Origin of the sequence: Sediminicola arcticus (assembly GCF_040566695.1) — a bacterium.
Lineage (GTDB): Bacteria > Bacteroidota > Bacteroidia > Flavobacteriales > Flavobacteriaceae > Sediminicola > Sediminicola arcticus.
In genome coordinates this window covers 26,160-41,894 of record NZ_JBEXAE010000002.1, presented here as the reverse complement: position 1 = coordinate 41,894, position 15,735 = coordinate 26,160, and the positions used below count along the sequence as shown (strand labels likewise).

Annotated in this window: 12 protein-coding genes; 8 read left to right on the top strand and 4 right to left on the bottom strand. The window is 38.2% G+C overall.

All coding sequences use genetic code 11. The features are described 5' to 3' along the window. The first annotated feature begins 95 nt into the window (after positions 1–95). Together ABXZ36_RS03875 and ABXZ36_RS03870 are read left to right on the top strand one after the other, a co-directional pair. Positions 96–2,114: a M3 family metallopeptidase gene (locus ABXZ36_RS03875; RefSeq protein WP_354614173.1), complete on the top strand. Its 2,019-nt coding sequence runs from the start codon at positions 96–98 to the stop codon at positions 2,112–2,114. Between the two features lie 497 nt (positions 2,115–2,611). After that, a complete protein-coding gene (locus tag ABXZ36_RS03870) occupies positions 2,612–3,166 on the top strand; it encodes a sigma-70 family RNA polymerase sigma factor (RefSeq protein WP_354614172.1) in 555 nt (184 codons plus the stop codon). 213 nt (positions 3,167–3,379) lie between these two features. On the opposite strand, the gene ABXZ36_RS03865 is transcribed toward ABXZ36_RS03870, so the two are convergent. Further along, positions 3,380–4,204, bottom strand: a complete 825-nt coding sequence (locus ABXZ36_RS03865) for a UbiA prenyltransferase family protein (RefSeq protein WP_354614171.1) — start codon at positions 4,202–4,204, stop codon at positions 3,380–3,382. 139 nt (positions 4,205–4,343) lie between these two features. Between ABXZ36_RS03865 and gcvP the strand changes: the two genes are divergently transcribed. The 4 genes from gcvP to ABXZ36_RS03845 all read left to right on the top strand — a co-directional run bounded on the left by gcvP (position 4,344) and on the right by ABXZ36_RS03845 (position 9,833). Beyond that, on the top strand, positions 4,344–7,193 hold the full coding sequence (gene gcvP / locus ABXZ36_RS03860; RefSeq protein ID WP_354614169.1) for an aminomethyl-transferring glycine dehydrogenase: 2,850 nt from the start codon (positions 4,344–4,346) through the stop codon (positions 7,191–7,193). Positions 7,194–7,363: 170 nt separating this feature from the next. Continuing rightward, positions 7,364–8,419, top strand: a complete 1,056-nt coding sequence (locus ABXZ36_RS03855; protein WP_354614708.1) for a 3-oxoacyl-ACP synthase III family protein — start codon at positions 7,364–7,366, stop codon at positions 8,417–8,419. A gap of 1 nt (position 8,420) precedes the next feature. Next, positions 8,421–8,948, top strand: coding sequence for a class I SAM-dependent methyltransferase (locus ABXZ36_RS03850; RefSeq protein ID WP_354614168.1), 528 nt, complete (start codon positions 8,421–8,423; stop codon positions 8,946–8,948). A gap of 30 nt (positions 8,949–8,978) precedes the next feature. After that, positions 8,979–9,833, top strand: a complete 855-nt coding sequence (locus ABXZ36_RS03845; protein WP_354614167.1) for a glycosyltransferase family 2 protein — start codon at positions 8,979–8,981, stop codon at positions 9,831–9,833. A 61-nt stretch (positions 9,834–9,894) separates the two neighbouring features. Here ABXZ36_RS03845 and pafA read toward each other — a convergent pair whose 3' ends face one another. Continuing rightward, positions 9,895–11,571: an alkaline phosphatase PafA gene (gene pafA, locus ABXZ36_RS03840; RefSeq protein WP_354614166.1), complete on the bottom strand. Its 1,677-nt coding sequence runs from the start codon at positions 11,569–11,571 to the stop codon at positions 9,895–9,897. A 113-nt stretch (positions 11,572–11,684) separates the two neighbouring features. On the opposite strand from pafA, the gene ABXZ36_RS03835 reads away from it, so the two are divergent. Both ABXZ36_RS03835 and ABXZ36_RS03830 read left to right on the top strand, forming a co-directional pair. Further along, entirely contained in the window at positions 11,685–12,422 is a 738-nt protein-coding gene (locus ABXZ36_RS03835; protein ID WP_354614165.1) for an MlaE family ABC transporter permease, read from the top strand. Then, a complete protein-coding gene (locus ABXZ36_RS03830) occupies positions 12,422–13,189 on the top strand; it encodes an ABC transporter ATP-binding protein (protein WP_354614164.1) in 768 nt (255 codons plus the stop codon). The genes ABXZ36_RS03835 and ABXZ36_RS03830 overlap by 1 nt, the downstream gene beginning before the upstream one ends. Here ABXZ36_RS03830 and ABXZ36_RS03825 read toward each other — a convergent pair. Then, positions 13,186–14,646, bottom strand: coding sequence for a DUF389 domain-containing protein (locus tag ABXZ36_RS03825; protein ID WP_354614163.1), 1,461 nt, complete (start codon positions 14,644–14,646; stop codon positions 13,186–13,188). The two genes, ABXZ36_RS03830 and ABXZ36_RS03825, sit on opposite strands and share 4 nt — an antisense overlap. Positions 14,647–14,648: 2 nt before the next feature. Further along, complete coding sequence (locus tag ABXZ36_RS03820) at positions 14,649–15,728, bottom strand: mannose-1-phosphate guanylyltransferase (protein WP_354614162.1); 1,080 nt, start codon at positions 15,726–15,728, stop codon at positions 14,649–14,651. Positions 15,729–15,735 lie beyond the last annotated feature (7 nt).

Below are 15,735 nucleotides of genomic sequence, written 5' to 3'. Positions count from 1 at the left end.
CATGTAGCATAAGTACTTGACGTATTGCTAACTTATGATTCCGCATTACCAATAAAACAGATTTCTACTTAAATTAAAATTGATTAAAAGATTATATGAACAACCCCTTATTGACATCCTTCGATACAGCACCTTTTTCCAAGATAAAGAACGAACATTTTAAACCTGCTTTTTTGGAGTCTATGACTCAAGCCCGAAAGGAAATAGACCTTATTGCCAATGCCAGTTCAGTTCCTACTTTTGAAAATACTATTGCAGCCTTAGATTTTGCAGGCCAACAATTAGATCGTGTTTCAAGTGTGTTTTTTAATTTGAATTCCGCTGAGACCAATCCTGAAATTCAAAATATTGCCCAAGAGATATCCCCCCTCCTATCAGAATTCGGTAATGACATAATGCTAAATCAAATCCTTTTTAAAAGGGTAAAAGCAGTCTTTGAACTAAAGAATAATTTGGATCTGAACAAAGAGGAATACACCCTCCTGGACAAAAAATATAAAAGTTTCAGCAGAAATGGTGCTAATTTACCCGAAGACAAAAAGAAGAGGTTAAGAGAAATTGACGCGGAGCTATCCAAGCTAAAACTGCAATTTGGAGAGAATGTCCTTGCCGAGACTAATAGATACGAAATGCACCTAACGGATGAGGCCGACTTGGAAGGACTACCGGAAGGCGAAAAAGAAGCTGCTGAGCAGTTGGCAAAGACTAAAGACAAAGAAGGTTGGTTAATCACCTTGGATTATCCCAGCTATATCCCCTTTATGAAATACGCAGAAAAAAGGGAGTTAAGAAAAGAACTTTCTATAGCCTTTGGCAGCAAAGGGTTTCATAATGACGAATTGGATAACCAAGAAAACATAATGAAGATTGCGAAACTCCGTTATGAACGTGCTAATTTGTTGGGTTATAAGACCCATGCCCATTTTGTTCTGGAAGAAAGGATGGCGGAAACACCTGAAAAAGTTCATGAATTTCTTAACGAACTTTTGGAAAAAGCCAAACCAGCTGCCGAAAGAGAGTTTAAGGAATTGGAATCCTTTGCCAAAGAGCTGGACCAAATAGATGGCTTAAAAAAATGGGACAGCGCCTATTATTCTGAAAAGTTAAAGCAGAAATTGTTCAATTTAGACGATGAGAAACTGAAGCCATATTTTAAATTAGAAAACGTCATTGCAGGCGTATTTAAAGTGGCTGAAAAATTATATGGATTACAATTTGAAGAAGTCTTTGATATTGACAAGTACCATTCGGATGTGAAGACGTATCGCATCTATGACGAGCAAAAAAAATTAGTTTCCCTTTTTTATGCGGACTTCCATCCTAGATCTGGAAAACGTGGGGGAGCCTGGATGACTTCCTTTAAATCCCAATACGTTCAAAACGGGGTAAATGTAAGACCCCATATTTCCAATGTTTGTAATTTCACCAAACCAACAAAAAGCAAACCTTCCTTACTAACCTTTAATGAAGTAACTACCCTTTTCCATGAGTTTGGACACGGACTACATGGTATGCTGGCCAATACGGTTTATCCTGGATTATCGGGCACCTCCGTTTATTGGGATTTTGTGGAATTACCAAGTCAGATCTTGGAGAATTGGTGTTATGAAAAAGAGGCTTTGGAACTGTTTGCAACCCACTATGACACTGGAACTTTGATTCCTATGGATATCGTTGAAAAAATCAAAGAGTCTTCCACCTTCCAAGAAGGGATGGCCACCCTACGTCAACTGAGCTTTGCCATATTGGACATGTCATGGCACGGAACAGACCCTTCTAATATAACCGATGTTAAGACGCAAGAAAAAGAGGCCTTCAAAGACACCGATCTTTATCCCGATGTACCCGAGACATGCATGAGCACCTCTTTTGCTCATATTTTTCAAGGCGGATATTCCTCTGGCTACTACAGCTACAAATGGGCAGAAGTACTGGATGCCGATGCCTTTGCTTATTTTAAGGAAAAGGGTATTTTTAATAAAGAAATTGCTACTAAATTCAAAGAAAATGTCCTTTCCAAGGGAGGTACAGAGAACCCTATGGACCTTTACAAGCGTTTTAGGGGAGCAGAACCAAAAATTGAGCCCTTATTAGAAAGAGCCGGATTAATTTAGAACCTATAAAAACCTGTAAGATCTTTATTTTTATAGGTTTTTATATATCAAATATTTTTCACTTTAATCACTTTTATATTAAACAGGTATCATACCCTCCGGATAGGTTGGTCACATTTTCAAAGCCATTGACTACTAGCTATTCGGCCGCCTTAAGACTGCAACTCCCAACCTTGCGGTACACATAAATAGGTGGGCCTTTGGACAGGCGTTCTAACTGTTTTGAAAAGTATCCCCAACCAATTGACATTTTCAACTTTATATATAAGGCCGACACTAAATTCAGGAGGCGTTCTTACATCGACTAAAACTATTGAAGCCAATAGATCTTCTGACACCTAGGTAATCGGAATTGTTTTCATTTGGACCATTCACAACTGAACCATTGCAAATAAAAAAAGCAGTAAACTGCTTTTTCCTAAGTAAACTATTTAAATAAAAATAAGGCATACTGGTCAAAAAAAAATAAATTACTTTTGGTACGAGCAAAAAATAATATGACAACTCACGTATTACAGCCCAAAATTTGGGTGGATCATTATGCCGATTACCTTTTCAATTATGCCGTTTCCCGTGTAAGCGACACTGAAATAGCGAAAGACTTGGTACAGGAAACCTTTTTTGCCGGATTGAAATCTGCCAAGAACTATAAGGGCGATGCAGCCGAACGCACGTGGCTGATTGCAATTTTAAAGCGGAAGGTAATTGACCATTATCGCAAAATAAACTCCAACAAAGGAAAAGCAGAGGTGCGCATGACCTACAATACAAGCTCCGAAACCGAGGGAGATTGGCTGGAGGAGCAGGTGGCTGATCCTATGAGTATACTAGAAAATAGCGACATAGAGAATGAGGAGTTGGGCATTGCAATACAAGAATGTATTTCTAAATTACCAAAAAAACAAGCTTTAGTATTCACCATGAAAACCGTTCAGGGCATGAGCACCGAAGATATTTGTAATGAGTTGGATATTAATCCGTCTAATCTTTGGGTGATGATACATAGGGCCAGAACAACCCTTATGGATTGCCTTAATCAAAATTGGTTTTAAATTATGATTTCTTGCCAAGAAGCAGCAGTAATATGTAACAAAGCACAGTACAGAGAAGCTAAGTTTTTAGAAATTCTAAAACTTAAGTTCCATGTCTTTATGTGTAAAACTTGCTCCAAGTACACCAAAAAAAATACCAAACTTACTTCTTTATGTGATCAGGCCCGTTTAAAGGCTCTATCCGAAAAAGAAAAGTTGGAGATGAAACAGAAGCTATATCCAGAAAGCAAACAATAGCAAGAATATCAACCAAAAAATAGGTAGGGCCTCCACCCAAAAGGAAGAAAAATAAGTAGTTTGCTTCCTTTGTGTTAACAACATTAGCAATCCCATTATAAACAAGCCAAAACCTTTAGATAGTGCATCTATATTAGAGATGTGATCCTTTAAAAAAAGGAGCCAAAAAAAAAGAAAAGCCCCACAGGCGCCTAATATCTTAGTTCTTAAAAATCCTATAAGTTGTGGTAAGGTTCGCAGTTCGGGCCCATCATAATCCAAATCCCTGATCTCAAAAGGTACCATAAGGACCAAGACAAACAAAAATCGCTGTACCCCTTCTATCCAAACGTCCCAAGTAAGCTCACCCGAAGCAGCCAGAACTGGCAGATGTACTGTGGCCCCAGCCCAAACAATAGCTACCACAACAATTTTAAATCCACCAAGACTTCTTAGATTTCTAGCCTTAGGTAAAACAGGTAAGGCATATAGGGTTGTCAAAATTACAAGTACAAGGATACACTTCTTAGCTTCAAGGTTTAAAAACCAAGCATGGTAGACGGCAATAAAAAAGGCTATAAAACTAAATATCTGAATGTTTTTATGGTAACTATTTGCCACAAGTAGATACTTTTTAGCTTCGACTCCATATTTAATGAAATTGTAGCCCACTATAGTACCAAAAAAAAGAAAATAGGCCAAATTACGATTTAATGAAATGTTTAAGATTAGGCCACTTACCATCAGCATGGCTAAAACACCTAACGCCACATGAATACTAGCATCCAAATAAAAGTCGAAAACTCGCCTAAGCCATTTCATTGAACAAAATTAATTAAACGGTTTACATGATTGATTATTAATTAAAAACTTTATGTTTTACCTAACATTATTTATCGATTTTGAAATTAGAAATGAGTATTTTTGCACATCTTTTTATTTAAAAAAAAACGCCCGAAATATGAGGACAGACGTATTTGCTTTACGCCATATTGGAATAAGAGAAGAAGACCTTCCAGAAATGCTGAAAACGGTACAAGTAGACAGTTTGGAACAACTGATCAATGAAACCTTACCAGATGATATTAGGTTAAAAGAGCCATTGGATCTGCCGATGGCTATGAGTGAACACGAATTCCTCAGCCATCTTCAAAAACTCTCTGAAAAAAATAAGGTTTTCAAGTCGTACATAGGACTTGGATATCACGAGAGCCTTACCCCATCTCCTATTAAGAGAAATATACTTGAAAATCCAGGATGGTATACCGCCTATACCCCTTATCAGGCAGAAATTGCCCAAGGTCGTTTAGAGGCGATACTTAATTTCCAAACCATGATCTGTGATCTTACGGGAATGGAATTGGCCAATGCATCTCTCCTAGATGAAAGTACCTCAGCTGCTGAAGCTATGACCATGCTCTATGAAGTGAGGAGCAAGGATCAAAAAAAGAACAATACCGTTAAATTCTTTGTTTCGGAAGAAGTCCTACCTCAGACCATTTCCTTATTATACACAAGGGCTATACCCCTAGGTATAGAATTGGTTATTGGCGATCACGGTTCTTTTGATTTTACTGATGAATTTTACGGGGTATTATTGCAATATCCAGGCAAGCACGGACAAGTAAATGACTACGCTTCTTTCGTAGCTAAAGCCAAAAAAAATGACATAAAGGTTGCAGTTGCTGCAGACATACTAAGTTTGGTCTTATTAACCCCTCCAGGGGAATTTGGAGCCGATGTAGTAGTGGGTACCACCCAAAGATTTGGGATACCATTAGGTTACGGAGGACCACACGCAGCTTTTTTTGCTACTAAAGAAGAATATAAAAGAAGTATTCCAGGACGTATCATTGGAGTAACTAAGGATACAGACGGCAAACCTGCTCTGCGTATGGCATTACAGACCAGAGAACAACATATAAAAAGAGACAAAGCTACCTCCAATATTTGTACTGCTCAAGTTCTGTTGGCCGTTATGGCTGGTATGTACGCAGTCTATCATGGCCCAAGAGGTTTAAAATATATTGCCAACAAAGTACATTCTTCTACCGCTACTTTGGCTGATGCTTTGGAAAAAATGGGATTATACCAAACCAATAGTTCGTTTTTTGATACCATCACCTTTAAGGCCGACGCCAAATTGGTAAGACCTGAAGCAGAGAAAAATGAGGTAAACTTCTTCTATCCAGACGAGAATACTGTAAGTATAGCATTAAATGAAGCTACCTCACTAAAAGACTTGCAACAAATAGTTGATATTTTCGCAAGTGCACTTTCAAAAGAAGGGTTAAAAATTGATAGTATATTAGACAAAACTGTGATTAACGGGTCCGTAAAACGAACCTCTACATTCTTGGAGAATGCTGTTTTTAACTCATACCATTCAGAAACCCAATTGATGCGTTACATCAAAAAATTGGAGCGTAAAGATTTAGCATTGAACCATTCCATGATTTCCCTTGGCTCTTGCACCATGAAATTGAATGCAGCCTCTGAAATGCTTCCTTTGAGTTCTCCACAATGGGGCAATATACATCCCTTTGTTCCTATTGAACAGGCAGAAGGATATCAAATAATGCTTAAGGAACTAGAACAAGATTTAAATATTATTACCGGATTCGCTGGAACCTCTTTGCAGCCCAATTCCGGTGCGCAGGGGGAATATGCAGGTTTAATGACTATTAGGGCCTATCACGAGTCCAATGGCGACCAACACAGAAATATATGTCTAATTCCTGCCTCTGCCCATGGCACCAATCCTGCATCTGCAGTAATGGCCGGAATGAAAGTAGTTGTAACAAAAACTGATGAGAAAGGGAATATTGATGTTGCAGATTTAGAGGCTAAGGTTGAACAATACAAAGAAAATTTAGCCGCTTTGATGGTCACTTACCCTTCTACGCATGGGGTATTTGAGTCTTCCATAAAGCACATCACTAAATTAATACATGATCATGGAGGACAAGTCTATATGGACGGTGCCAATATGAACGCACAAGTTGGAATTACCAACCCAGCGGCGATAGGTGCAGATGTATGTCATCTAAACCTTCATAAAACCTTTGCTATCCCACACGGGGGTGGAGGACCAGGTGTTGGACCTATTTGCGTAGCAGAACAATTGGTTCCATTTTTACCAGGAAACCCAATCATAAAAACAGGTGGAGAGAAAGCAATAACGGCCATATCTGCAGCGCCATGGGGGAGCTCATTAGTTTGCCTTATTTCCTATGGTTATATTAAGATGTTGGGAGAAAAAGGGCTAACCCATTCTACTAAAATTGCGATTCTAAACGCTAATTATATTAAACATAGGCTTAGTGGCAAGTACGATGTTCTTTATACCGGAGAGATGGGGCGCGCTGCACATGAAATGATCATTGATTGCAGACCTTTCAAGGAAAATGGAATAGAAGTAACAGATATCGCAAAACGATTAATGGACTACGGATTCCATTCACCAACTGTATCCTTTCCTGTTGCTGGAACAATGATGATAGAGCCAACAGAAAGTGAGGGATTATCTGAATTAAACCGTTTTTGTGATGCAATGCTTTCTATAAGAGCCGAAATAGATGAGGCTACCTTGGAAAATAGTGATAACGTCCTTAAAAATGCCCCACATACCTTAGATATGGTAACCAATGATAATTGGGAATTTCCATACAGCAGACAAAAGGCTGCCTTTCCGTTGCCATTTGTTTCAGATAATAAATTCTGGCCAAGTATCAGAAGGGTAGATGAAGCGTATGGAGACCGTAATTTAATATGCACCTGTGCACCAATTGAAGCGTACGCAGAAGCTTAAGAACCTCAACAAAATAAATACCTCAGAGCCTCCCTTTACATTTAGGGAGGCTTTTTATTAGGGCATAATAGGTAATCATTTAGCATTGGACATCGTACTATTCATTATGCATGCATAATATTATTTATTAAATTGCACTATATTGTGCCTATTATATGAAGACAACACCTATGACTATTGGTATTACAGGAACAGGCTGCTACTTGCCAACTATTATCACCTCGAATGAAGATTTTGGCGATCATGAATTTCTAAATTCAGATGGTACATCTTTCAATAGTCCAAACACGGTTATCATTGAAAAGTTTAAGGGCATCACAGGAATTGAGAAAAGACGGTATGCAGAACCTCACCTTAACACCTCTAATCTGGCTTTTCTAGCTGCCGAAAAAGCCATCGCAGATGCTGGTGTCAACAAGGAAGAATTGGACTATATTATATTCGCCCATAATTTTGGAGATGTAGCACACGGACATTCGCAAGGGGATACTCTTCCAAGTTTAGCTACGAGAGTTAAGAACCAACTCAAGATTCGAAATCCTAAATGTGTAGCCTACGACCTTTTATTTGGTTGCCCAGGATGGATAGAAGGAGTTATTCAGGCCAATGCCTTTATAAAGAGCGGTATTGCCAAGAAGTGTTTGGTTATTGGGGCGGAAACCTTATCTAGAATTGTTGACAAGTATGATAGGGATTCTATGATCTATTCCGATGGTGCAGGAGCTACTATTATTGAGGCAAATGCTCAAGGAAACATCTTATCGCATTCCTCGGCAACTTACGCCAATGATGAAGCCTATTATTTATTTTATGGTGATTCCTTTTCACAAAAAGAAACCTCTAATACAAAGTATATTAAAATGCACGGTAGAAAAATCTATGAGTTTGCCGTGACACATGTGCCGAACGCTATGCGAGACTGCCTAGATGAAAGTGGCGTAGGCATTGAAGAGGTGAAAAAGATATTCATCCACCAAGCAAATGAAAAGATGGATGAAGCCATAGTAAAACGATTCTACAAATCCTATGGCCTTAAAACGCCAAAAGATGTAATGCCCATGGTCATCAATCAGCTAGGAAACAGCTCAGTAGCTACTATTCCTACCTTATATGATATGGTCCGAAAAGGAAAAGTAGAAAATCAGGAAATTAAAAAAGGAGATGTTGCTATATTTGCAAGTGTAGGCGCAGGAATGAACATAAACGCCTTCGTTTATAGATATTAGCATGTACGAAAACAATTTTCCTAATAAAAGATTTAAACATACCTCTGCATTTTTACAAAAACACATTACCACAGATAAACCTATTTTAGATCTTGGAGTAGAAAATCCTTTTTCTAAATTAATGAAAGATCAAGGCTATTCCGTAGAGAACACCCATGGTGAAGATTTAGATTTAGAATTTGCTTCAGTACGGAATTCAACTGCCGATGTCATTACAGCATTTGAAATTTTTGAACACCTTGTAGCTCCCTTTAATGTTCTACGCGAAATAAAAGCAACCAAACTAGTAGCTAGCGTACCCTTGCGTCTATGGTTCTCTAATGCCTATAAAAGTAAAACCGACTCTTGGGACCGACACTATCATGAATTTGAAGATTGGCAATTTGATTGGCTCTTAGAAAAATCAGGATGGGAGGTTAAAGACCGCTCCAAATGGACCAATCCCGTAAAGAAACTAGGTATTAGACCTTTGTTAAGGAGCATAACCCCCCGGTATTATATTGTATATGCAGAAAGGAAGAACTCCTAAAGCATAATCACTACAGCCTTATAAGTTCCTATGAGATACAGTATCATAATCCCTGCACATAACGAAGAGATACATCTAAAAGATGCTTTATCATCTGTGCATAGGCAGACATTGAAACCAACCTCCGTAATTGTGGTGAATGATAATTCTGATGACGCCACAGAAAGTATCATAGACGAGTTCTCTGTAATAAATCCAATAATCCAAAAGCTTACTATTATATCTTCTCACCTGCATATGCCCGGTAGCAAGGTGGTCAGTGCCTTTCAAAATGGGCTTCAACAACTACAGGATGATTATGATTTTATAGTAAAAATGGATGCCGATGTTATATTACCAGACCACTATTTTGAAAAAATAGCCGTTATTTTTAATAATTACCCAAAGGTAGGTATCGCAGGCGGATTTGCCTACGAACAAGATGAGACTGGCGAATATAAAAGAAATCACCCCATGGACAATGATCACGTAAGGGGCGCCTTCAAATCCTATAGAAAAGATTGCTTTCTGGCCATGGGAGGTCTTCGAAATGCTATGGGATGGGACACTGTGGACGAGCTCCTGGCTAAATTTCACGGTTTTGATATCCACACAGATGAAAGCTTAAAAGTAAAGCATTTACGGCCTATAGGAAAAGCATATAACAAAAGAGCGAAGCTATTGCAAGGCAAGGCCATGTACACCATGCGATATGGTTTTCTTATAACCCTCATTGCATCAGCAAAAATGGCTTGGAAACAGGGAAAATTTAATTCCCTACTAGATAACCTACAAGGCTACTTTTCCGCTAAAAATGCGAAAATCCCATTTTTAGTAACCGTACAAGAAGGTAGTTTTATAAGGGCTTTAAGATGGGAAAAGATAAAGGGCAAACTATTGAGATAGTTCGCCCTTTATATTACAGCTGACTTCCTATGCAAAAAGAGCCATCAGGTTCTTTAACTCACTATTCCAAAACCTCTATTATAGGTTCTCCAGTAGCTCCATTCGGAAAAGCAATTCCTAACAGGGCAGCTATTGTGGGGGCTATGTCCGGTATTTCTGTTTTCGCAACCGTACTTCCTCTTTTTATTCCCTTCCCGTAGAAAAATAATGGAACATGGGTATCGTATGTAAAAGTGGAGCCATGGGTAGAACCTGTTTTCGAATATCCTACAGTGGACGGTTTTAAAACCAATAAAACATCTCCAGAACGTTTTTGGTTATACCCATTTTGTAAGATATAAGGAATTCCCTTAGTATATTCATTTTGCCACATTTGATAGGCGGTATAAGTTCTTTCCACCCCATCATATCCAAGCATTTCATTGGCTATGGTTTCTTGGACACTTTCTACATTAAGATCCAACCCCTTGATTACTCCATGATCTAAGAATATTTGGTTGTTCGATAGATTTTTAATCAAATCTTTAGTTCCAAAAGTATACTCTACAAATTCGTTGAGTTTGTTTAGCATCTCTGACGACTTGATGTAGCCCGCTGGAATTTTTTGATCCATCAAATAGGCCGGCACCTCATTCGCCCCATGGTCAGCGGTTAAGAAAACTGTATATTCCCCTTTTCCTACCTTTTTGTCCAAGGTCTTTAGGAGTAGTTCTAAATCCAGGTCTAACCGAATATAGGTGTCCTGCACCTCTTTAGAATCCACTCCAAACATATGCCCTACATAATCCGTACTTGAATAACTTACCGCCAAGAAATCTGTAATTGCATCCTCCCCTAATTTTTCGCCATCCAATGCCGCCAAAGCAAAATCTGTCGTTATATTATTCCCAAAAGGAGTCGATTTCAACAAGCTAAATTTCCCATTGGCATCCCATAGGACTGGCAAATTATGTGGAAAAGAAGTGGTTGTTTCTCCTTTGAACATTCCTTCATAAGAATTGTTATCAACTCCACTCTCCAAATAGGAGGCAATATCTTTTAGTGTATTCCACGGCTTGTTATAATCCTCAACAATAGTTGATGTATTAAAATCATTCACCCATTGAGGCAACTCCTTCATATAATAGGTACTAGTAATCCAATTTCCTTCATCTGAACCTTGCAACCAGTAGGCCGCATTAGCGGTATACCCACCAGGCAATACAGCTCCCCTATCCTTTAATGAAATTGCAATAACCTTTCCACGCATTTGGGTATGCAATCTAAGTTCATCGGTAATGGTTGTTGTGTTCATCCTAAGTGGCGACATCTTTCCTGCATCACTCTTCGTACCAACAGAGGCATACGCTTCATCTCCTGCACAATACACACTATTACCTAATTCCTTATCATACCAATCATTTCCAATAATACCGTGCATAGAAGGAGTTGTTCCGGTATAAACAGAAGCATGACCTGGACCAGTATAAGTGGGTGCATAATTAAAATGATTGTTTTTACAAGTAAACCCTTCATTGGCAAGACGTTTAAATCCTCCTTCACCATAATGATCCCAGAAACGGGTCAGATAATCATAACGCATTTGATCCACGACTATACCTACCACCAATTTTGGTTTAGTTTGTAACGATATGGAATTATGAGTATCAGAATCACCCCTTTTTTGTGCCTTACCCACGGCAGGAATACTTACTAAAAGGAAAAGCGAAAGGACTAGTGTTAAATTACTTTTGATCATACTTTAAATCTTAAGGATACAAAATTAAATAAATAAATACCTTTAAAAGATAATTGAAGCTTAAATGAAAGCTAATATTCCTATTTTTACAGCAAGAAGTCTATTTATATTACATGAACTACTTAGCATCTATTGGCAGCTATTTTATAATGGTTAGAGAGGTTTTTAAAAAACCTACAAAATGGCCCATCATGAGGACCCTCATCTTAAAGGAGATAGATGAATTAATTTATGGCTCTTTGGGAATTATAATTTTCATTTCCTTTTTTATCGGAGGGGTCGTAGCCATTCAAACAGCCCTGAACATTACAAATCCCTTAATCCCCAGAAATTTAATTGGTTTTGCCACAAGGCAGTCCGTCATTCTAGAATTTGCCCCGACTTTTACCTCCATAATTATGGCGGGGAAAGTTGGCTCTTATATTACCTCCAGTATAGGAACCATGAGGGTTACAGAACAAATAGATGCCCTAGAGGTTATGGGTGTCAATTCCCTTAACTACCTGGTATTTCCAAAAATTATTGCTCTATTACTTTACCCTTTTGCCATTGCCATTGCCATGTATGTAGGTATTTTTGGAGGCTGGGTTGCTGGTGTTTTTGGAGGATTCAGTTCTAGTGCTGACTTTGTAGAGGGACTTCAATTGGATTTTATTCCATTCCATGTTGCCTATTCCTTTATTAAAACTATGGTATTTGCATTCATTATTGCAACCATCCCATCATTTCATGGATATTACATGAAGGGTGGGGCTTTGGAAGTTGGAAAAGCAAGTACCACCGCTTTTGTGTGGACAAGTGTTACCATTATCATTGTAAACTATATGCTAACCCAATTACTATTAGGCTAATGATAGAAGTAAACGATATTTACAAGTCATTTGGGAGTTCAGAAGTCCTTAAAGGAATCACCACGAATTTTGAAAAAGGCAAGACTAATTTGATCATTGGACAATCTGGCTCTGGGAAGACAGTCTTCTTAAAGTGCCTTTTAGGTTTATTTACACCGGACAAAGGCACAATAAGCTATAACGGGCAAGTTTATTCTAAGCTCTCTGGAGATCAACAGAGAGATTTACGCCAAGAAATGGGGATGGTATTTCAAGGCAGTGCCTTATTTGATTCTATGACCGTTGAAGGAAATGTTATGTTTCCTCTGGATATGTTCACCAAACAATCCAAATCTGAAATGAAGGATAGAGTAGACAGTGTGTTAAAAAGGGTAAATCTTATTGATGCACATCACAAATTTCCTTCTGAAATATCTGGAGGGATGCAAAAAAGAGTTGCCATAGCTAGGGCGATCGTAATGAATCCTAAATATCTTTTTTGCGATGAACCTAATTCTGGTCTGGATCCCAAGACAGCGATCATGATAGACAACCTTATCATGGAAATTACTGAGGAGTATGATATCACCACGGTAATCAACACCCATGATATGAATTCTGTTATGGAGATTGGAAAGAAAATTCTTTTCCTTAAAAATGGCTACAAAGAATGGGAAGGAACCAACATGGAAATCTTTAAAACAGACAATGAGGCCGTGACCGATTTTGTTTACTCTTCAGAACTTTTTAAAAAAGTAAAACAAATGTACGTAGAGGAACGGAATTAATTCCTCGATTCCCTTACTTGTATTTTCGTGTTTTTTAATCTCAATTTTAGCCAATCGTTCATTTTTTTAGTATCGGCGGCAACCTGAGAAGATTTGGTCCCCTCTTTCCACTTTACCTCGAAAATTGGAATAGTATCTAGTTTATTGAAATCGGTGCTAATGGTATAACTAAAACCCATGCTGGCTAAATTTTCATAGTTGGTTTTTGCCTCGGCACTTATATCTTGAAACGGTATCTGTTGTGACGCCAGTTTACTTACCTTCATAAGCTCACCTTCCAATACCTTTATTTGCTCATCCTTATTTAGAAGTTCATTTTTCTTGGACTCATAAAGTTCACTGATGTACTTCATTTGATCCTGTACCTCATTGTTTCCTTGGACCACTTTAAGCGCAGTATTCTTTAGCTTAGGATAATCTTTCATTTGAGCCTCCCATGTAGCGATAACATTGCCTGGCACAGTTTCGTTCCCCATAAAAACAACTTCAATTTTAGGATCCTTTCCTTTGTCGTATTCAATGGTAGTAAGATTCTCTAAAAACCTTCCCTCTCCCTGAAATTTGTAGGGCGCAATTTTTTCCGTCACAAACTGATCGGCATCCTTTCTGAACAAAGATTTCTGCAGTGCATTATAAAAAGTAAAACTAGCTGGAATCATTACCAGAATAGCCACTACAGATGCAATTCTTGCGATAAATCTTCTTCTTTGTGAATTTACATACCGCACCATTGGAAATCGCAACAAGCGAATTACCAAAAATGTAGCAAGACCAATAAAAATGGTATTAATGGTAAACAGATACATGGCACCATAGGCATAGGAAAAATTACCAATGGCAAGACCAAATCCTACAGTACAAAGCGGTGGCATAAGTGCAGTAGCAATGGCTACCCCATAAATCACACTTGCGATAGTTCCTTTTTTTGCCCTGGCAATTACAAGTGCCAATCCACCAAAAAAAGCAATCAATACATCCCTAATATCCGGTTCTGTCCGTGCCAAAAGTTCTGAAGATTGATCCTTCAATGGAAAAAAATAGAAAAATAGAAAGGCGGTAATAACACTAAGCACCACCATAACCCCAAAATTCTTCAACGACCTCCTCAGAGTATCTATGTCGTTTATAGCTAATGAAAGTCCCATACCTAATATAGGGCCCATCAATGGGGATATCAACATTGCACCAATAACCACTGCTGTGGAATTGGCGTTCAAACCCACAGAGGCTATAAAAATAGAACAAATCAAAATCCAAGATGTATGCCCCTTAAATGGAATATCCGCAATTATGGAATCTTTGGTTGCCTCTTGGTCTGTATTGTTACGAATGTCCAAAAGTTCGGAAAGAAACTTTTTTGAACTATCCAATAGACCTTGGAAATCCTTCTTTACCTCCTTTCCACTATCGTCTCCTCCAGTTGGGATACTTTCATCCTGATTCAAATTTTCGCTCATAACTAGGCATGCTGATTGCCAAACTTTTCTTTGACTTTATTCAATACTTTTTTAATATCCTGTTCCTTTGATTTAGGATAAATAAGGAGTACTTCTTCCTTATCAACAATAATATAATCCTTTAATCCGTCTACAACTACAATCTTATTTTTTGGAGTACAAATCATATTACCATTAGCATCTTGGGCAATGACCTTACTATTCACAATGGCATTGTTATTCTCATCCTTATCTAACTTATCGTATAGGGAACCCCAAGTACCCAAATCATTCCAATCGAAGGTGGCAGGTACTACAAAAATAGATTTGGACTGTTCTAAGATAGCGTAATCTATCGAAATGTTTTCTGCCTTCTCGTAATTTTCCTGAATAAAGGAACGCTCGCCCTCTGTGTTATACTTAGGTATTCCATCTACAAACAATTTAAATTGGGATGGCTGATAAGCTTTAAAAGCATTCACAATGGTAGAAACACTCCACATAAAAATTCCAGCATTCCATAAGAAATTACCTTGTGCTAAAAATTCTTTAGCAGTTTCATAATCAGGTTTTTCCCTAAATTGAGTCACTTTCTTAAGAGCATCGGTATTTCCTTTCTGAAACTCTATGTATCCAAATCCCGTGTTTGGGAATGTCGGCTTAATACCCAGGGTGCAAAGAACCTCTTCCTTTTCACATTTATCGAAACACATTTTCACATCCTTTGCAAAGGCATCTTCATCTTCTATCCAATGATCACTTGGGGCCACAATCATAACCGCATTAGGATTCATTTTTTGAATCTTAAGAGATGCATATAAAATACAAGGTGCCGTATTTCTCATGGCCGGCTCAAGAACTACCTGATCTTGCTCTACCAATGGCAACTGCTCCAACACGAGATCATTGTACCGCTCATTGGTGAGGATCAATATATTTTTTGTCGGTATAAATTTATTTAATCTTTTAAACGTTTTTTGGATAAGGGTGTCCCCTGTTCCGAGCATATCATGAAATTGCTTTGGATAATCTGATGTGCTAATAGGCCAAAATCTAGATCCTACACCCCCAGCCATTAATATGGCATAATAATTTTCATTCATGGTCAAT